At 37.1% G+C, this 20093-nt stretch carries 18 protein-coding genes and 1 tRNA gene; 4 read left to right on the plus strand and 15 right to left on the minus strand.

Annotated features, from left to right (window positions below; genetic code table 11):
* Position 1: 1 nt before the first annotated feature.
* Positions 2-75, minus strand: a tRNA-Met gene (locus tag I6F50_RS16005).
* 430 nt (positions 76-505) lie between these two features.
* On the opposite strand from I6F50_RS16005, the gene I6F50_RS16010 reads away from it, so the two are divergent.
* Together I6F50_RS16010 and I6F50_RS16015 are read left to right on the plus strand one after the other, a co-directional pair.
* Positions 506-967: a globin domain-containing protein gene (locus tag I6F50_RS16010; protein ID WP_197119607.1), complete on the plus strand. Its 462-nt coding sequence runs from the start codon at positions 506-508 to the stop codon at positions 965-967.
* A 191-nt stretch (positions 968-1158) separates the two neighbouring features.
* Positions 1159-2715: a cryptochrome/photolyase family protein gene (locus I6F50_RS16015; protein ID WP_197119608.1), complete on the plus strand. Its 1557-nt coding sequence runs from the start codon at positions 1159-1161 to the stop codon at positions 2713-2715.
* A gap of 60 nt (positions 2716-2775) precedes the next feature.
* Here I6F50_RS16015 and I6F50_RS16020 read toward each other — a convergent pair whose 3' ends face one another.
* From I6F50_RS16020 to I6F50_RS16060, 9 genes are all read right to left on the minus strand, one after another.
* Complete coding sequence (locus I6F50_RS16020; protein WP_007585496.1) at positions 2776-3222, minus strand: Hsp20 family protein; 447 nt, start codon at positions 3220-3222, stop codon at positions 2776-2778.
* 229 nt (positions 3223-3451) lie between these two features.
* On the minus strand, positions 3452-3982 hold the full coding sequence (locus I6F50_RS16025; RefSeq protein WP_007585494.1) for a peroxiredoxin-like family protein: 531 nt from the start codon (positions 3980-3982) through the stop codon (positions 3452-3454).
* A 113-nt stretch (positions 3983-4095) separates the two neighbouring features.
* Positions 4096-5493: a sigma-54 dependent transcriptional regulator gene (locus I6F50_RS16030; protein ID WP_197142251.1), complete on the minus strand. Its 1398-nt coding sequence runs from the start codon at positions 5491-5493 to the stop codon at positions 4096-4098.
* 9 nt (positions 5494-5502) lie between these two features.
* Entirely contained in the window at positions 5503-5877 is a 375-nt protein-coding gene (locus I6F50_RS16035; RefSeq protein ID WP_024591627.1) for an Hpt domain-containing protein, read from the minus strand.
* Between the two features lie 108 nt (positions 5878-5985).
* A complete protein-coding gene (locus tag I6F50_RS16040) occupies positions 5986-6798 on the minus strand; it encodes a bifunctional diguanylate cyclase/phosphodiesterase (protein ID WP_165729193.1) in 813 nt (270 codons plus the stop codon).
* Positions 6799-7225: 427 nt separating this feature from the next.
* The gene (locus I6F50_RS16045; protein ID WP_007585474.1) at positions 7226-7516 is read right to left on the minus strand and encodes a hypothetical protein; all 291 of its coding nucleotides are present in this window, start codon (positions 7514-7516) and stop codon (positions 7226-7228) included.
* Between the two features lie 336 nt (positions 7517-7852).
* Positions 7853-10663, minus strand: coding sequence for a PAS domain-containing hybrid sensor histidine kinase/response regulator (locus tag I6F50_RS16050; RefSeq protein ID WP_165729191.1), 2811 nt, complete (start codon positions 10661-10663; stop codon positions 7853-7855).
* Positions 10656-11264, minus strand: a complete 609-nt coding sequence (locus I6F50_RS16055; RefSeq protein ID WP_197176701.1) for an isochorismatase family cysteine hydrolase — start codon at positions 11262-11264, stop codon at positions 10656-10658. Before I6F50_RS16055 ends, I6F50_RS16050 begins: the two co-directional genes overlap by 8 nt.
* A 22-nt stretch (positions 11265-11286) precedes the next feature.
* Positions 11287-12324, minus strand: coding sequence for a response regulator (locus tag I6F50_RS16060; RefSeq protein WP_165729187.1), 1038 nt, complete (start codon positions 12322-12324; stop codon positions 11287-11289).
* Positions 12325-12581: 257 nt separating this feature from the next.
* Here I6F50_RS16060 and I6F50_RS16065 point away from each other — a divergent pair, with 257 nt between their 5' ends.
* Positions 12582-12845 carry a GrxA family glutaredoxin gene (locus I6F50_RS16065; protein ID WP_007585470.1) on the plus strand — a complete coding sequence of 88 codons (264 nt, stop codon included), beginning with the start codon at positions 12582-12584 and terminating at the stop codon, positions 12843-12845.
* 160 nt (positions 12846-13005) lie between these two features.
* Complete coding sequence (locus tag I6F50_RS16070) at positions 13006-14883, plus strand: DEAD/DEAH box helicase (protein WP_197176711.1); 1878 nt, start codon at positions 13006-13008, stop codon at positions 14881-14883.
* A gap of 906 nt (positions 14884-15789) precedes the next feature.
* On the opposite strand, the gene I6F50_RS16075 is transcribed toward I6F50_RS16070, so the two are convergent.
* From I6F50_RS16075 to I6F50_RS16095, 5 genes are all read right to left on the minus strand, one after another.
* Positions 15790-17343: an AbgT family transporter gene (locus I6F50_RS16075; RefSeq protein WP_197142247.1), complete on the minus strand. Its 1554-nt coding sequence runs from the start codon at positions 17341-17343 to the stop codon at positions 15790-15792.
* Between the two features lie 143 nt (positions 17344-17486).
* The gene (locus I6F50_RS16080; protein ID WP_008138544.1) at positions 17487-17762 is read right to left on the minus strand and encodes a YfcL family protein; all 276 of its coding nucleotides are present in this window, start codon (positions 17760-17762) and stop codon (positions 17487-17489) included.
* Positions 17759-18922 (minus strand): ATP-NAD kinase family protein, encoded by a 1164-nt coding sequence (locus I6F50_RS16085; RefSeq protein ID WP_197142245.1) that lies wholly within the window; start codon positions 18920-18922, stop codon positions 17759-17761. The genes I6F50_RS16080 and I6F50_RS16085 overlap by 4 nt, the downstream gene beginning before the upstream one ends.
* Complete coding sequence (locus tag I6F50_RS16090) at positions 18912-19466, minus strand: elongation factor P hydroxylase (protein ID WP_010554670.1); 555 nt, start codon at positions 19464-19466, stop codon at positions 18912-18914. Before I6F50_RS16090 ends, I6F50_RS16085 begins: the two co-directional genes overlap by 11 nt.
* A gap of 117 nt (positions 19467-19583) precedes the next feature.
* Entirely contained in the window at positions 19584-20045 is a 462-nt protein-coding gene (locus tag I6F50_RS16095) for a zinc-ribbon domain containing protein (RefSeq protein ID WP_010554668.1), read from the minus strand.
* Between the last annotated feature and the right edge of the window lie 48 nt (positions 20046-20093).

A 20093-nucleotide genomic window follows, 5' to 3' on the forward strand; every position in this document is an offset into this window, starting at 1 on the left:
GTTGCGGGAGCCGGATTTGAACCGACGACCTTCGGGTTATGAGCCCGACGAGCTACCAGACTGCTCCATCCCGCGCCAATAGATATCAAACTTTAAATTTAATATCGCTGTTAGCTGTTTTACAACATGCTAAACAATGGCCGCTATTATAAGGATGTACGGGATGATTAGCAACTATAATACGCAATTAGTTTATAAAATTTCCAATTCGTCAAGATGCTAATTTAATGTATATATAAGTAACATAAGTAATCAATCAATTTTATAAAATGCTGTCTCTAAATTATTAAATATTACAGCTTATTATTTTTGAGTGAAAATCAAACAAACTAAATTTGAGCTACCTTAGTACCTTCTAGATGCTTACAATTTACTAGAAAATAAATTGATATAACTAAAACCCATACTTTAACACTAAAAAAACGTGCAGAATTTTATCTGCCCGCTATAATCAATTTTATGCCACTTAATAATAATAGTTATTACTCACTGCAGCGAGATAAAAATGAACCAACAACAATCAGCATTGTTAAATAACTTAACAATTATTAAGCCAAATTTTCATGCATTCACGGCTCGATTTCACAGTAAATTGGCTGAATCTAGCATTGAAATGAATTACCCAACAGCCTTACAATTTAACGAAAAGAGTTTTACCCTTTTTTGTGTGTTAGAACGAATTGTTAAACATTTAGATAAGCCAGCATCGGTAGCTCCTTTTTTAGCACATCATTTAATGTACCTAAAAAAAAGCAGTGTTTCGCAAAGTGACATTGCACCATTATCTGATGCGTTTTACGAAACCCTTAAAGAGCACCTTGGTAAACACTTTACTCCTGAGAGCCAGCTCGCTTGGAAAAAAGCCCTTAAATATTTTGAAAACTTTGCCAGCAATATTCTATTTAATGTATCTAATGTGGTTTCGTTACAACAAAAAATGCAGCAAAAGCAAAGTAATAAAATTTAAATATAAAATTTTAGGGGTGGCAATTTAACTTACTTAACCTCCCCATTAATTAAACTCATTTGCACACCATGATCCAACACGCCTTTATTGCCTTGATAATCGGTTAAGCCTTTTTGCTCTATTCACTCGTAGTTAAATAGTAAAACGATCCTTTAATTAAATACGTCCGTATAAAAAAATTTGGCTTTACTATGACCCATCACAAAACACTCAGACTAATACTAGGCGATCAGCTAAACCCATCTCATTCATGGTACAAGCAAAAAGACGACGACACGCTTTACCTCATCGCAGAACTAAAACAAGAAACTGACTACGTTAAACATCACATTCAAAAACTGTGTGCTTTTTTTAATGCTATGGAAAACTTTGCAACTGCATTAAACACGGCAGGTTTTAATGTTTTGCATTTAACACTTGATGATACCGATGACGACAAGGACTTGATTGAATTACTCAAGCGAGTTGCCGATAAATACCAATGCGACTCTATTGAATATCAATACCCTGACGAGTTTAGGCTAAAATCTCAATTAGCTAAGTTTAAAAGTGATAGCTCATTAAATGTAATTGCTACAGATACTGAACACTTTTTATTACCGTTCACCGATATAAAAACACGCTTTACAAAAAACAAGCATGTAACAATGGAGCACTTTTATCGTGCTATGCGTAAGCAATTTAATATATTAATTGATGATGCAAAGCCAACTGGTGGCAAATGGAATTTTGATAGTAATAATCGTAATAAATTTTCTAAAAAAGACTTAGCCGACATCCCAGAGCCTAAGTTATTCAATACTGATGTTAGCATCATTATTTCTCGTTTAAATAAACACAACGTCACTTATTTGGGTGAAATAAATGAACATTCACTGGAGTGGCCAACAACGCGTAAACAAGCGATTGAATCTCTTGAATACTTTTGTGAGCACTTACTTAGTCGCTTTGGTCACTTTCAAGATGCGATGACAGATCAAAGTAAAAACAATACCAGCCTGTACCATAGCCGTTTATCGTTTGCCCTAAACGCAAAAATACTCCACCCGTTATATGTAATCAAACGTGTAATAAGCGAATACGAACAAAGACCCAATGAAATATCCCTCTCGCAAGTAGAGGGCTTTACCAGGCAAATATTAGGCTGGAGAGAGTATGTACGTGCCATTTATTGGATTAACATGCCCGACTACGCAGTTAAAAATCAATTACAAGCCAAAAATAAACTGCCATCTTATTTTTGGAACAGCTCTACAAAAATGAATTGTCTAAGCCACTCACTCAAGCAAAGCCTTGAAACCGCTTATGCTCATCATATTCAGCGCCTAATGGTTATTGGGAACTTTTGCATGCTCACAGGAATAAACCCTGATGACGTAGACAACTGGTACTTAGGCGTTTATATAGATGCCATAGAATGGGTAGAAATGCCCAACACCCGAGGCATGAGTCAGTTTGCCGATGATGGAATAATTGCAACAAAGCCTTATGCTGCAAGCGGTAACTACATTAATAAAATGAGCGATTACTGCAAAAGCTGTCAGTACGATGTTAAACAAAAAGTAGGAGATAAAGCCTGCCCGCTAAATAGCTTGTATTGGCATTTCATGAATAGACACAGAGACAGGCTAGAGAAGAACCCACGTATTGGTATGGTATATAAAAACTGGGATAAACAAGATGAAACACTTCAAGAACAAACGCTGCAACAAGCAACCTACTACCTTAATAATTTAGAAGCGCTTTAAGTAAAAAAACCGCCTCAAATGAGGCGGCTAAATAATCAGGGGAATATGTACTTTAGAAGACTATTTACCTTCTATTAGATTGCTATTACCAATTTCTATTTTACGTGGTTTAAGTGCTTCAGGAATTTCACGCTGTAACTCTATGCTCAATAAGCCGTTAGCTAAATCGGCACCAAGTACTTTTACATGGTCTCCAAGCTGAAATTTACGTTCAAAGTTACGCTCTGCTATACCTTGATGAATAAACTTACGTTCATTATTTTCATCTTTATTAGCTTTAATACCTGCAACTTTTAATGTGTTGTTTTCTGACTCAATGGTTAATTCACTATCACTAAAACCGGCAACGGCCATAGTGATTCTGTATTTGTCTTTATCGAGTGCTTCTATATTGTAAGGAGGAAAACTCGGCTGCTTGTCTGTATTAGCTGCCGCATCCATAAGTGATGCTAAATGTTCGAAGCCGATAAATGAACGATAAAGTGGTGATAAGTCTACTGTACGCATAATAATATCCTCATATTTAAGCGATATTTTGCATGTGCTTTTCTATTGAACAAGCTCAAGCAAAGTTTAATTAATAATATAAATTTCAATTGTTTAAGTTTAATTTAGGACCCATCAGGCGTCCTACTTAACTATATATGGACGGTAAAATTGTTTTCAAGTAAATTTATTAAAAATAAATAAAAAAGGCACTGTAGAGTGCCTTTTTTGAAACCATTTAAAATGAATACTATTTAATAAATGTGCCCCTGATTGGATAGTCGTTTTCTCTTGAAAACTTAATCCCACCTAGCAGTTGCTCTAAATCAGGACGAACAAACGGGCTGTTTGATATATCTACCATTTGAAGCTGATTTTTTTCATTAAGCACATAAATTCCTGGTTCAGCAAATGGATGATCAGTTTCTGCTCCACTGCGAGGCTCGCTAATATGTAGCCCTAAATCAGTCATTTGTTCGATTGTTAAACCATAGTAAATTGGGAAGTTAATATCTATTTTTTCAAGATGTTTATTAAGCTGCTCATGGCTATCACCACTTACTGCAACCACTTCAACTCCAGCCTCTTTAAAGTCTTTATGAACTTTAGCAAGCTCGTTGAGTTGCGCAGTACATTTAGGGCAGTGCTGGCCTCGATAAACAACAATCATTTTCCACGGAGAGTCACTTATTCTGTCAACTAAATCTACCTTTTTCTCATCAACATCACTCACTACTAGTGATGGCATAATATCCGCAGGTTTTAAACTAGTGTTACTCATTGCGATCTCCTTTTACTGTTTCAGATTAAAAATTAATTTTGCTCTTACACATAGAGTTTAGGGTAACTTTTATTAATTCAACCTAAAATTGCAATTAAAAATCTATTAAAGCTTTAAGACCATCCCTTTATTTTTCTATAAATGGTAGATGCACTTACCCCTAAATAAGCAGCAGCAAGAGGAATGTTGTCTTCGCAGCTTTTGATTGCGTTTTCAATAGCCCTTTTTTCAACTTGCCATAATGGTTCTATATCGTGAACCGACATAGGAGATAATTGAACACTCTGATCGTTTGTATTGTGAATTGACTTAGTTGAGCTTGAGTGTTTTACAGCGCCTAGACCAAATGAATTTGGTAGCATATCTCTTTCTATTACATCGCCATCATTAATAACGACTGTATTTTCAATTACATTTTGCAGTTCGCGTATATTTCCTGGCCAATCGTAATTACAAAAAAGCGCCTTAACTTCATCAGAAAAGCCAATAAAATGTTTAGCGTTGCTATCGCTTTTTTGTTTTAAAATATACTCAGCGAGCAGCAAAATATCGTTTCCGCGCTCCCTTAAAGGCGGGAGCTTTACGGGGATAACATTTAAACGATAATATAAATCTTCTCTAAAGCGCCCCTCTGCTACCTCTATTATTGGATTTCTGTTGGTTGCACATACCAAGCGAACATCGCTGTGTAATACCTCGCTGCTACCAACCTTGCTAAATATGCCGGTTTGTAAAAAGCGCAATAACTTAGCTTGTAAGTTAAGCTCCATTTCACATAGTTCATCTAGAAATAACGTACCGCCGTTGGCCACTTCAACAGCGCCCTTACGATCGCTTAACGCCCCACTAAACGCCCCTTTAACATGACCAAAAAATTCTGATTCAAATAATTCAGCAGGGATCGCAGCACAGTTTATAGCAATAAAAGGGCCTTGGCTGCGAGGGCTCGAATCATGAAGGGTTTGTGCGCATACTTCTTTACCGGTTCCACTTTCACCTGTAATAAATACGCATGCTTTACTTCTAGCTGCGCTATCTAGCAATCTAAAAACGGTTTTCATTGCGAGAGATTCACCAACAAAATCTTGGCTTTTTTCACTGCTTTGAACCAAAGGTTGTACTTTAGCTTGCTCTTTGGGTGTTAACGCACTTTCTACTGAGCTAATAAGTCGCTGACTTGTGAAGGGTTTTTCTAAAAAATCGAAGCCACCTAAACGCATAGCTTCCACTGCAATATCAATAGAACTATTTGAGGTGATCATGACTACATTAGCAGGATTTTTTTGTTTATTTACAAATTGTAAAACTTCAAGCCCACTTATATCAGGCAAGCATACATCTTGTACTATCACCGCAGGCATTTTTTCTTTAATACCGACCAAAGCAGAATATCCATCTGCGAAATGCTTACATTCAAAACCTACTTGCTCTAGCTGACTTGCGTACAAAGCACCACTTGCGATGCTATCTTCAACAATATAAACAAGGCCTTTACCCATTATATCTGACACGGCTTTCTCCTAGATAGCTATACTCTTACTCATTATTTGATATGCATCTCGGGTTTTATCCAAGTTATGCTTAATAACAAGCGCTGCGTGCAAATTTTCTTCTGTGGTTGGTGGTGGTGAATCGTGTAACTGTGTTGCCAATGCAGCTAAAGGAGCGGCTCCATATAAGGCAGCCGAGTTTTTCAAAACATGCATTATTTCTCTAATTTTTATAATATCTGCATTACTAATTGCCGTATCTAATTGGTTAGCCATAGTAACTAATTCATCGATAAATAAGTTTACTAATCGAGCTAAAACGCTTATTCCAACATCCTTTTCAAGTTGAATTAAAACATTTAGCTCCGTAATACTTTTATCGATAAACTGCTCTGATATAGGCATAGATAACCTTTGTGTAAGTTAAAGCTTCGTACACTAATAAAATGTAAGAATTGTAGTTTAAGAGTAATTTGTTTTTTGCATTTTGCAAATCAAAATGAATATAAACAATTACAGAGCCCAGGTATCAATACTTTTTGTTAATGTTTGCGGCTTATCGAGCAAGTACCCCTGAGCAATATCACAACCAAGTTGTTCTAATATTTGTAATTGCTCATTCTCTTCAATGCCTTCTGCTACAGTTTGTAAGCCCAATCGTTGAGCCATCGCAATAATTGCGCTACATAACGTAAAGTCTTCGTTATTAGTTGCAATACCACTTACAAAACTGCGATCAATTTTTAAACCATCGATATCAAATTGACGAAGTAGACCTAAAGACGCGTACCCAGTGCCAAAATCATCAATCCACACCTTTACGCCTTCTTTATGGAAGTTTTCAAACGCCTTAGCTATTTTATCAGGACTATGAATGAGCGCTGTTTCCGTTAATTCAACTTTAATAGCTTGTGGTGGTATTTGGTGCTTTTCTAGCAAAGCCATTACTTTTGAAAACACATCACCATCTAAAATTTGTACCGGTGAAATATTTAAAGAAACAGCAATATCTGTCATACCAAAATGTCGCATCTGTTTTAAATCAGACAAACATTGCTCAAAAATCCAGTCACCTAATTCTAAAATCATTCCCGATTGCTCTACATGAGGGATAAACTCATCAGGGCCTACAATACCAAAGCGGGGTGATTGGCACCTTACTAGCGATTCAAAGCCGACCAACTTTCCCGTTCCTAATGATACGAGCGGTTGATAAACCATTTTAAAATAATTATTTTGCATTGCATCCGACATGATTCTTTCTAACTCATGCCATCTTGCGAGATTGACTGGGCTTTCTGATTCTAGGTACTTAAATGCATTCATGTTTTGCTCCGATTTTCACTCTTAGTGACTTATGTAATCAAGAGCAAGTTACAGACCATTTAGAAAGTGAATAAAACAAAAATAAAAACAGCAAATTCAAAAGGTTAAGTTTAGTTATTTGAGTATTTAAATTTTTCCATTTTATTTGCATTTTGCAATTCAATTTGCAATGCACCTAAATTAATAAATAAGAGCTTACTCAAGCCCAAACAGCACAGAGAAACCAGTTAGTAATTGTTGGCTAAAAGTAAGGATTAGTAATTGAAGATGAGTATAAAGAAAGGCTTGATAAGACTAATTTGGTTACGCACAGCTTGAATTAAAAAGCGTACACGTAATTTTAAAGCTAGGGAGAAAAAGTTAAAACGGTGATAGGAAACATAAAAAAAACGCAGGCAACAATAAATAGTTACCTGCGCAAAAGTCTCTAGTTTGAAAGAGTGTCGTTATTTTCGTTTTTAGGGGCTGTTACATGTTGTGCATAGTTAGTATTTTGCGAGTCAAACGTATTACTCATCGACTGTGCATTTTCAACATCAGCTTGTGTAAAAGTAATCGGCTGTATGTCCGTTAACGGCTCTACAGAATCGCTACCGCGTAGAACTGTAATACCTATTACTAAGGTAGCTACAAGCAAAATAGACAAAACCATGATTTCAGGTGTAAGTACCCAATTATTACTTTTAGGTTGTTGTTTGGCTTTTGTATTTGTTTGCATATTGCACCTCTTAAAAATTTAACTAAATTGTCTTGATTTGATATTTAATATGTTGCGAAAGCCGTGCCAACTAAACAAAAACAAACGAAAGATAAAATAAACAACAAAATCAAAGTATTAATAAAATTAAAAATGTAATTTAGAATCCAAAAATAATTCGTAACGTTGTATTTTTATTTTGAATTGCAATTTGCGAATCAAATTGAAAAACTATAATAAAAACACTCATTAAATACTAAACAATAAATTTAACTTACTCCTAAAATACTAGGTTAATTTCTTCGTTTATCAAGTTTTATGCAACACAAACCCACTTTTTATATTGCCCTTCATTGCTCAGCTCAGCTTCTCCCACACTTGCGCTAAACGAGAGAGCTTTAAATGTTTAGATTCAATAACCTGCTCTGGGGCATATTTATCAAGCAATAAATAAAGTGTCTCACTTACAATTGGCTTAGCTAAGTAATCATTCATCCCCGCTTCTATAAATCGCTCTTTATCACCATGAATTGCATTTGCTGTGAGCGCTATTATAGGGGTGGCTATACCTAACTTTCTGATTGCTTTGGTTGCAGAGATCCCATCTAGTATTGGCATTTGGATATCCATAAAAATAATATCAATTTTATTGTTTTTAGCCTTCGTTATTGCCTCTTGCCCATCGCTAGCAATATATACCCGACAACCTTTTTGCTCTAAAAACTGTCTTATTACTATTTGATTATTAGTATTATCTTCAGCAACCAATACATTGGTCCCATTCAACTGAGTTAACCCTGAAGAGCTTTCTAAGGCTTTTTTTTGTTCACGATTAGTAAATATAATATCTAAATGAAATAACTGCTCTTCCAATAAACTAATTGCTCGCGGTACATGCGATACTTTAAAAGGGCCATTTAACCTAAGCTCTCTGTCGTTAAGATTTTGCGGTAATAAGCTTTCACCTAGTAAGTCTAAGATAAGTAAACATGGTGAATTAAGGGAGTTATATGTATTTATACACTCGCGTGTTTGGGCTAGCATTCGAGGATCAGTTAATACAATTGCATCAGGAAAACTATCATACTCAGGGATATCTGGACATATTTCATAGTGCTCAAAAGCGATAGAAAACCGAGTGAGTGTGTGCTCCAACGCGGTTTTTAAAATTTGATTATGTCCTACAATCCATACTCTTGGCTTTTTACTTCGTGCTGCAAGCCCCTCTCGCAATATTGAGTCGGTTGTGTCTATTTTTAACGGGTAATTAACGATAAACTCACTCCCTTTATTGAGCTCAGAGTTAACCGAAATATCTCCCCCTACTACATCACAAATTTGCTTACATATCGCAAGGCCTAAGCCACTACCACCATGTTTTCGGGTAATTGAATTATCTGATTGAATAAAAGGCATAAACATACTTTCTATTTTATTTTTTGCGATTCCCATTCCAGTGTCTTTTACTGATAAATGAAGATTTAAATTATTGGCTCCAATGTAAGTACATCTAACGGTCACCGTTATTACGCCTTGTTGAGTAAACTTAATCGCATTGGCTAATAAATTAATGGCTATTTGCCTTATACGTGCATGATCACCAATTACTTGAGCGGGGACATCAGGATAAAAATCAAAAACAACCTCAAGCCCTTTTTGCAAAGCACTTTGGGTAATAATATCTATTGCTTCTTCAATACACGTATCAATACTAAATGGCTGATTATCGAGTGTTATAGCTTGTGCTTCAAAACGCGAATACGTTAATACATCGTCCAATACACTCAGTAATGCATCAGAGCTTGTTTTAATCATTTGTGTGTAACGCATTTGCTCAGAAGTTAAACCGGTATGATGCAAAATATCTGCAGAGCCAATAACGGCATTTAATGGCGTGCGAATTTCATGGCTAATATTTGCCATAAATCGGCTTTTAGATTCAGCTAATGTTTCTGCCTGATGTTTAGCTTCAAGCAATATTTGCTCGCTTTCAATACGTTCTTGTATATCAACAAGTGTTGCGGCAATAGATAACAAATCGTTTTCGTAGCCATCCACAATGGGAGTAAGTGTCATTTCAACCCAATTATTTATGCCTTGTGCATTAATCAAACGTATATCAAAGCGACGTATATCGCGCTTACCTTGTTTATAATCAAGCAAAGTGCTACTAATTTTTTCGACATCTTCTTTTGCTATAAACTTAATTATAGGTAAGCCAAGACTCTCATCTACATTGCTGTGTAAGACGCGTTGCCATGCTTGATTTATAAATAATAAATTGCCAAATGTATCAAGGCGTAGAACAATATCAGGAATATTATCTACGACAGAGTGGTAGTTATATTCTATCTCTGCCATTGCTTGTTCAGCTTTAACTCGCTGCGTAATATTAGTTTCTATAGCGATAAAATGCTTTACTTTACCTTCATCATCTCGCACTGGATTTGCATCAATAGCAACCCAATAAACGTTACCATTCTTATCGTAATTTGTGGTTTCAACTTGAAAAGGAAGCCCATTTTTTACAGCGTGAGACATAACCTTACGACTTTTTTCACATGTTTTTGGCCCTTGTAGCAATTGACCTGGGCTAGTGCCTATAACCTCATCACAGGTGTAACCTGTAAGTACTTCAAAACTATTGTTAACCCACTCAATTACGCCAAATTTATCTGTAATTATTACTAAGTTATTTGTATGGCTCGCAACAAGCGATAAGCGTTTTACATATTTTTGTTGTTGTGTGAGCAAAAATTGAGAATCTTTATGACGTTGAATGTCATAGAACGAGCCTATAAAGCCGCTTTTTTCATCATAAACTAACCTTAACTCAAACCAGTTCATGAGCCCGATGCTGCTTTTAATTTGTATTTCTACACTGGGAGCCTGCTTCCCTTCTAGTAAACAACAGCTGTATGCGACAAAATGCATAATATCATCGCAATTCATTAACTTAGTAATATTGGAGCCAATTAATGAATCGGTTGAGTAACCTAACTTCTTCTCCCAAGCTTCATTAATATAAGTAAAATTCAAATGTTTATCACACTCAAAAATACACTCATCTAAAATAGCTAATAGCTTTGCTTGACGTCGATTACTATTGGAAAGTTTTTCAACTAGTGCATATTGGATTTGAACTTGTAGCTCATCATTATTATTCATGATCTCTCCAATACTTTATAAAAGTATTACTCTGACAAACTCGTGCATAAAGAAGGGAAACCTTTTCACGGTAGAATGCTTGTTCAAAAGGAGTGCGTCTCGGTGTGCAGTCACTTAAAATAGTGGCATTAGAACCAAGTGCAACAGCAGTGCGCACAGTTGAATCAATACAGATAGAAGACACAGTACCCGCTAAAATTATATTAATGGCCCCATGTTTTTTGATGTTTTCGGCTAAACCTATATGTGTAAAAGCATTTAAACTTCTTTTCCCAAATACCACCTCTATAATATTACTAAAAAGGTCTAGCTGCTTAATGGTTTGAGCACAGTACGAACCTGCTTTAAATGCCCCCACCGCAATGACTTTTAATATACCAATCGGATTTTTAAGCTCGCTATAGTTTTGCGTAAAGTGAATGGGTGTATTAATAACTAAAGCAAATTGCTCTGCGCAGAAGGTCAATAAATAGAGTGTATTTTCCCCCACGCCAGTAATTCTTGATGACTCTTCAACCTCGTCATACAAAATGCCTTTTGGAAAAAAGTAATTGTTTTGAAAACCAATTAAAATAGGTGCTGTCTTAGAGAAATCATCCATAACTCTCTCCTTATTAATCAATTTAAGAGGCTAACTGCCAAGGTTTAATAAATTTCTCAAGTACCGCTTTTGTCACTGGCTTCTGTAAATAGTGAGTAATTCCTTTATCAAACAACTCAGCTATTTGCTCATCGCCTGTTAACCCCGTTAAAATAACTTTAGGAGTATTGTTATTAGGTGTATTTTGCCTAACTAATTGCTGCGCCACATCGCTACCAAACATTCCTGGCATACGCTCATCTAAAAGTAGCAAGTCAAATGGTTCATTTTGAGCAAGTGTTAATGCACTGGCACCATTTTCTGCACACGTTACTAAGCAGCCCAGCATTTCAAGCATTACTTTTGTAGCAATTTGGCTCGGTAAGCTGTCGTCTGCTACTAATACCGATAAACGTGTTTGTGTGTGAAATGTTGTTAAAATAGTAATTAAGTCGGTATCAAAAAATGGCCAGCCTAATATTTTTTTAGATAGTTTATGAGCTTGGCTCAGCTCGTAAATGTCGTTGATAGAGCACAGCTTTATGTATGTATTTAAGCTGTCACTATTTAATTTATCAATTAATGCGTTACCACTAAGATGGCGTAAATCCTCTAGCTGTGCAGACTCTCTAAGCGTGCTATTAAATAATTTAAAATTTAAACCAAAACGATCGTGAGTATTAGCTGACATTTTTAAACAGCTTTTGAGTAACGCTTCGCAATCAGTTAAAACGTCTACATTTTGTCTAACATCAAGCGCTAAACTAACAGACTCTTTAGTTGCTAAGAGCCCGTGAAAATCCAACGTGTTTACTTGTTCAGAATCATCAATCTGATAGTGAATACTAACTCCCTGAATATTTGCTTCGAGCGTCAATAAAAAGCACTGCTTTACTGCTGCTAGCGCCGGAGTAAGAAACGCCTCGCATTGTGCAATCATTTGCTCTGGCGGAATTTGCAAACAGACGTAGTTACATTGCAACTTGTTGATTAAGGTAATAGAGAATTTTTGACTTTGGGTTTCACAATATTTACCTATTACCCCTTGGATAATTTCTAAAACGTGACTATTAGTATTCATAAAGCATTCTCGTTAACCCAATGTATAGCTCTACATCATCAAGTTATGTGCCATAAATTAATTCTTATAAACACACTTGCATTCATAGACTTAAGTATTAGACAAACAGGGCTCTGGTTTTTCATTCGCATTTTGCAAATCATATTGCTATGCATAATATGATTTATGCTTTTATTAGAATGGTGCAATCGATTTTTTTCTCTTTAAATAATTTTTCATTCATTTAAACTGATATTAATCAAATTGAGGAGAAAGCTATGTTAACCGTAATTTTTGGCCGTGAAGGTTGTCCATTTTGTGTTCGTGCGAAAGATGTTGCTGAGCAATTATCAAATGAACGTGATGACTTTAAATTTCGTTACATCGACATAATTAAAGAAGGCATTAGTAAAGCCGACCTTGAAAAGTCAGCGGGTAAGCCTTGCCCTACTGTTCCACAAATTTTTGTAGACCAAAATCACATTGGTGGATTTACAGAATTTGAAGCTTACGCAAAAGAAAACCTAGGCTTGTATAAATAAGCTTTGTATTAAATATGTTAACCAGTTTAATAAACCCTATATTGAGCTGGTTAAATTTCGACCAACATCAAATACATACAAATTAGTTTCAATTTATACAAGCATTTTCCTCGCGAATCCTATATAATGCGCGCCTCTTTAAATTCGTTGAGGCGTATTAATGTCAGAACCAGTCACGTTTGAATCTCTAAATCTTTCTCCTGCAATTTTGAAGGCAGTTGAAGAGTTGGGTTACAAGACACCATCTGAAATCCAAGCTCAATGTATACCGTTATTGCTAGAAAGAAAGGACGTACTGGGACTAGCTCAAACGGGTACAGGTAAAACCGCAGCATTTGCACTGCCATTACTAAATAATATTGACCCGTCTGTGAAACAGCCACAGATCCTTGTACTCACACCAACACGTGAGCTTGCGATCCAAGTTGCTGAGGCATTCGAACAATATGCTAAACATGTTCGTGGTATTGAAGTATTGGCACTATATGGTGGCCAAAGCTACAGTATCCAATTAAGCGCACTTCGTCGTGGCGCTCAGGTTATTGTTGCAACTCCAGGTCGTTTAATCGATCACATTAACCGTGGCACTATCAAGTTTGATGCTCTACAAGCACTTGTACTTGATGAAGCCGATGAAATGTTACGTATGGGCTTTATCGATGATGTAGAAAGCATCATGGAAAAAACACCGCGCGAAAAGCAAACATGTCTTTTCTCTGCGACTATGCCTAAGCAAATTCAAAACATCAGCAGCAAGTATATGAACAATCCTGAACAGGTTCATATTTCTGCGCGTAACTCTACAGTATCATCTGTTGAGCAAGTGTTTTGGAATGCAAGCGTACATAAAAATAAAGCTATTGTTCGCTTCTTAGAAGCTGAACAGTATGAAGGTGCTATTGTTTTCGTACGTACGCGTAACGATACAGTACAACTTGCTGAGTTATTAGAGCGCGAAGGTTTCTCTGCTGCTCCACTTAATGGTGATATGAACCAGCAAGCACGTGAACGCACTGTAGAACGCTTAAAAAGCGGCATGCTAAATGTTGTTATTGCAACAGACGTTGCTGCTCGTGGTCTAGATGTTGACCGCTTAAGCTTAGTTATCAACTACGATATACCACAAGATTCTGAAGCCTACGTTCACCGTATCGGCCGTACAGGTCGTGCTGGTCGTACTGGTAAAGCAATTTTATTCGTAAAACATAACGAACGTTATTTACTTAAAAATATCATTCGTCATACGAAGTCTGAAATTGCACAAGTTGAATTACCAACTGCAAAAATCGTTGAAGAAAAACGTATTGAAGCGTTACAAGCAAAATTAACTATTGCGCTTGAAAACAAAGATATTACATTCTTTAACGAGATAGCTACTAACATGGCTGAAAAACTTGAACTTCCTCTTGAAAGCTTAGCGGGTGCGTTACTGTGTTTAGCACAGCAACAGTCTCCAATTAAAGTTGAAGAAGTTAAGATTCAACCTCGTGAACGTAACGAGCGTAACGATCGCAACCCACGTAGTAACGACCGCAATGATCGCGGTGGTGACCGTGGACGTCGTAACGAACGTGGCGGCGAACGTGGCGGCGAACGTGGTGGTGAACGCGCTGAGCGTAAACCTCGCGAACGTAACAGTCGTGATGCAGGCCCTATGGATACTTACCGTATCGAAGTAGGTCGTGAACACGGTGTTCAGGTTAAGAACATTGTTGGCGCTATCGCTAACGAAGCTGACATCTCAAGCAAGTTTATTGGTGATATTCGTTTACACGACAATCACAGTACGGTTCAATTACCGCAAAACATGCCTAAAGATGTACTTGATCATTTCCAAAAAGTGTTTATTTGTAAACGTCCTATGGGCTTAACAATTACACAAGATCAAGGCCCTGCTGAGCCACGTGCAGAACGCTCTGAGCGTCCAGCTGGTGACAAAAAGCGCACCTTTAATAAAGATAAAGACGATAGCCAACGCGGTGATAAGCGTACTGGCCCTCGTAAAGAACGTCGCCCAGTAAGCTTCACAGCTAAATAAGCAACGACTCTTTAATAAAAAACCTTGCCACGAAAGTGACAAGGTTTTTTTGTTTTTAAGCTGCTGCCACAGTGAATACAAAGTAAACCTTCGCGTCAATTCAATAGCAGCTTGAGATAGTTTTTTTAGCCTGAGTTCGGGTTACTTAATGTCTAAAAATATATTCCTCTGATTTTTAAAATAACAAAAATTCTGTAAACTAAACAAAGGCTATAGTTCACGGATGAATTAAAAATTGAAAAAGATTTACGACAACTTGCTCTTTGTAGCAATAATACTCTCCATTTTATTATGCATCACTATTCCTATTTTAATGGACTTTACAGATCCACCATTCATCTCAAATGAGCTATACGACGTTGTTTTCTTTATAGCCGTCCCTATTATCTGTTGCGCACTATTTATCTATTTAAATATACTTATATTCAATAAATACAAACGCTGCAGTAAATATAGAGAATCACTTAAATACAATTTTTCAGATACAAAAATGAAATTGGCATCCATTTTCATGTACCCATTATCCCCTTTATTAATCTATGGAATACTCTATATTTTTATCTCTGATCCCATTAAATTATGGGCTTACTACACGCAAGGCGGCTATTGGTATAAGGAATATATACTGACCGATGTACAAAAATGTGGCACCGAGTATGAAGATAGTTGTACTCATTTATACTTCAAAGACCCTAAAACGAATAAAATTCATGATTTTAGGTGGTACGACGCTAAGTCTACAATAATGAACAACAAAAACGATTATGTGTATATTGTTGGTGAGGCCAACTTATTTGGCTATATAGTGAGAGATTTAGAAAGGTAACTTAGACTTACTTTTACATTACAGAACTTTTATTTAAAAACCTCACTCAAGTGAGTGAGGTTCATAAATCAAGGTTTAGGTTAAGGCAATGCTGGATAAATGTAGCTTGCATCAAGCCCTAGTGGAATACCAAGTGCCCAGTAACCTAATAAAAAGATACTCCAGCCAATCATAAAGGCGATTGAGTACGGTAGCATAATAGCAATTAAAGTACCTATACCGGTGCCTTTCACATACTTTTGACAGTACACCACCACTAATGGGAAATAAGGCATTAACGGTGTAATAATATTAGAACTTGAGTCACCTACACGATAAGCGGCTTGAGTTAAGTCTGGTGAAATGCCAAGTTGCATTAACATCGGTACAAAAATAGGGCCAAGTAATGCCCATTTTGCTGAACTTGAACCTACAAACAAGTTAACAAAGCCGGTTAAAAAGATAATTCCCACAACCGTTACTGCACTTGGCAATTCCATCGCCTTTAATAACTGCGCACCTTCGATTGCGAGTAATGCACCTAAATTTGATTTACTAAATGCAGCAATAAATAGCGAACAGAAAAATGCCATGACGATATAATATGCCATGCCGCTCATCGCTTTACTCATTGCATCAATCATATCTTTTGAAGTTTTAAAGGTACCTACCGTAAAACCATATACTGTGCCAGGTAGCCAAAAAAGTAAAAATATTAGTGGTACAATTGATTGCATTAAAGGAGAGCTAAAATTAGTAAGGGATCCGTCACTACTGCGCATTGCAGAATCGTCTGGAGCAGAGACAAATGCTAATAACGCAAGTCCTGCAATCATCACGGTACTGGCTATATAAAAGGCACGTTTTTCATCACTACGTGCATCTTCAAATACAGGTAAATCCTCTTTAGCACCATCAACCGCTGTTTTTTGTAAACGTGGTTCAATAATTTTATCGGTAATGTACCAGCCTAATGCCACAATAAATAAGCTAGATGCTGAAGCAAATGCCCAGTTATTTAACGGGTTAATTGTCATTGCAGGATTAATTATTTGCGCCGCACTTTGGGTAAAGCTTTGTAGCAATGGATCAATCCCTGATGGAATAAAGTTAGCCCCAAAACCACCACTGACTCCTGCAAATGCAGCTGCAATACCCGCAAGCGGATGGCGCCCTGCAGCAAAAAATATAACACCGGCAAGTGGAATAACTAATACATAACCTGCGTCAGTAGCGGTATGGCTCACAATAGCCACTAAAATGATTGAAGGCGTTAATAGCTTTTTAGGAGTCACTTTAAGCATTAACTTAAGACCGGTATTAATGAAGCCCGAATGCTCTGCAACACCGACACCTAACATAGCTACTAAAACGACACCTAAGGGAGCGAAGCCGGTAAAGGTTTTTACCATAGAGGATAAAAAGGTAGCGAGCGAATCACTTGCCAGCATATTATTAATAATAATCGCTTCACCTGTACGTGGGTCTATTGCATCAAAGCTTACGCCTGAAAACCACCACGACAAAAACCAAATTAATAACATTGCAAACAGAAATATTACGGCTGGATCTGGAAGCTTATTTCCTACTCGCTCAACAAAATTTAAAAAACGCGCTACAACCCCTGAAGGTAAAGCGTCTTGATTATTATTCATTCTTATTGTTCCTAAAATTTATTTTAGTAACAATATCGCATAAAAACAAAACAGTAAATTAACATGAAAATCTGCTTGAAAAGTTTTGGGCACAAAAAAACACGATAGTGATAAAAAAATCGTGTTTTTTGTGCCACTTACTGTTAAGCGAGGGCTTTAACTTCTTCCCACAAGCGTGCAACTAATGTCTTATCTTCTTCGTTAAGCTCACCATTACGATACGCTTTAACTAAGCTCTGCTCTACAGTTTCGTTTAGTTCATCTATACTGATTGTCAGCTTTTCTACTTCGGCATAGCCTACTGCAAGATCATAGTGACCTCGTAAATAGCCGCCTGCGAATAACTCATCGTCAGTTGCTTTTATTACTAAATCATCGAAGTACTGCTGGGCTGCATCGATATAGTTCACTAAACTCATTTATTAATCTCCTGGTTTTGCAAAGCACCTGTATTTTCAAGGTTTTGGTGCCCTACTGCATACATAATATGGTCGTTAAATCCGGTGGTTACTTTAATATAACCCGTTAATTCATCATCTAATTCGCCATCGCCGGTGTCACAAATAAGGGGGCGGCTATTAAGCGCTTGTAGTTTTGTTTTTGTTGCTACTACAATAATGTTTTCTTTGCCAATTGCACGTATAAGCGCAGGGCTCAATTGCTGATTACCACGGCCAAATATATGCCCTTGCCCGCCAATGAGCGTAATGACTAACTTAGTACTTTGATCATGTGTAAGCTCAAGTAATTGCTTAGCCGTTAAATCTTGAGCAACTAAGGTTTGATCTTTTATTAAATCAACGCCAAGCAACGTATTTTGAAGTCCCATTTCTTCCATTATGGCCTCAACCGTTGAGCCGCTACCCATTATATAAAATGTGTCTTCATCCATTTGCGATACAACATGCGCTGCAATGTCGGCAAGTACGAGTTCGTCGGTTTCTTTACCGCCATTTTTAACCGCTTGCATATAGCGTACTTCGCTAGGTGTTTGCATTTCGCCGTAGCGCTTTGCTTTTACTGTGCCTTGTCTAAAGGCATCTTCATCTATATCCATTACATCTGCATCAGCTAAGGTAACTAACTCCCCCTTAACCAGCATTTCGACTACGCGCCCTGCAGCTTTTGGTGTAATGGCGTACACACCAGAGTGAATTTTACAGCCTGCAGGAATACCAAGTACGGGAATGGTATCTTCGATTGCATGGCAAATATTACGCGCTGTACCATCGCCTCCAGCAAATAAAACTAAATCAACACCAAAGTCTCTAAGTACTTTTGCTGCTTGTTCTGTGTCGTCTGGGGTTGTTATAGCAGCAGTGTTGTATATAACCTCTACATTAAAGCCCAAGGCTTTTGCTGTTTGCTCACCCATGTCACCGTTAACGGTGTAAATGGTTAAGCGTTCTTTATAAGGCAATAGCACTTCAAGCGCTGCTTTTGTTCGGCTATTTGCTTTGGGTTCTGCACCTAATTCGATTGCTTTAGCGGCTGTGTGTGCGCCATCACTACCTTTTAAGGCAACTGTTCCGCCTAAACCTGCTACTGGGTTTACAATTAAACCTAATTTAAACGCCATTACAAAGCTCCTTCGGATGTTGCCAATTAAATTGCTGCGCTGTTAATGGCCACTGTGTATTATAAAAATCAGAGAGTGCTTTTAAAAGTGACTCTGTACGAGAGTTAAAGCCATTTTCGATTAACGATAATACACGTGCATGTACTCGCTGCTGAAAATCAAACCGACATGTTTGCTCGCCGTTTAAGTTATCCACCGACACATTAAAATTAAACCCTGCTGCGGTGCTTAATAACCACTCTATAGCTTGAGGCTTTACTTCTACGTTTTCAAACTCAGCTTGTTTTTGTTTGTCGCGCCCATCAGGACAATACCAATAGCCGTAATCTTCTAATAAACGACGTTCATCGCCTGCAACCAACCAGTGTGCAACCTCATGTAATGCACTCGCGTAAAAACCATGCGCAAATACAACTTGGTGATATGGCACGTGCTCTGTTGCTGGTAAATACACAGGTTCAAAATCGCCTTTTATCAGACATGTATTATGACTTTGATAAAAAGTGCGTTCAAAAATTGAAATTAGATCAGCTATTTGATGCATAAAATTAGGCTAATTAGTCTCGGTTATAGCGCTATTTTGCGCAGTAAAAACGAGACGAATTGTACGGGCTTTTACAACTAAAGTAAAAATAAGGCGTGATAGTAAAATATAAGCGGACTAATCTTTCACTTTATTGATATTTTTAATAATACCTAAACAGTAAAGAGTATTACCAAGTTCTTTACGCTGTGTTTTTTCACCTGAGGTTTTATTGGCTAAGCTAGTTAACATATCGTACCGTTTACGTAGAGTTAGTATATATCTGGCATGTCTACGGCATTCAAAGCAATGAGTACAGTGTGAATCGACCCAAAATCTTAATGTTTCAAACCAATATTGCTGCTCTTGAGCAAAAAAAATAAATGCCTTAGAGCAAGTCCCGCACTTCTCTTCAATATCAACATAAAGTGCCCGAGGATAAATGGCATAGTTTTGCTTTTTTATATCAGCCAATATTACCGTATTAGGGAAGTATTTAAGGCTCGAGTAACGCCAGTGCGCATTCTCTATCGCCTCTATTGTCACTGGGGTATTGGTAGTTATTGGTGTATTGCCATACCTTGGGTGATTTAGATACATGAGCTGCCTAGTTTAAACTTATGATTTTAAGGTATAAAACATGCCATA

It is taken from the genome of Pseudoalteromonas sp. NZS127_1, assembly GCF_015864295.1.
Taxonomy (GTDB): Bacteria; Pseudomonadota; Gammaproteobacteria; order Enterobacterales; family Alteromonadaceae; genus Pseudoalteromonas; species Pseudoalteromonas arctica.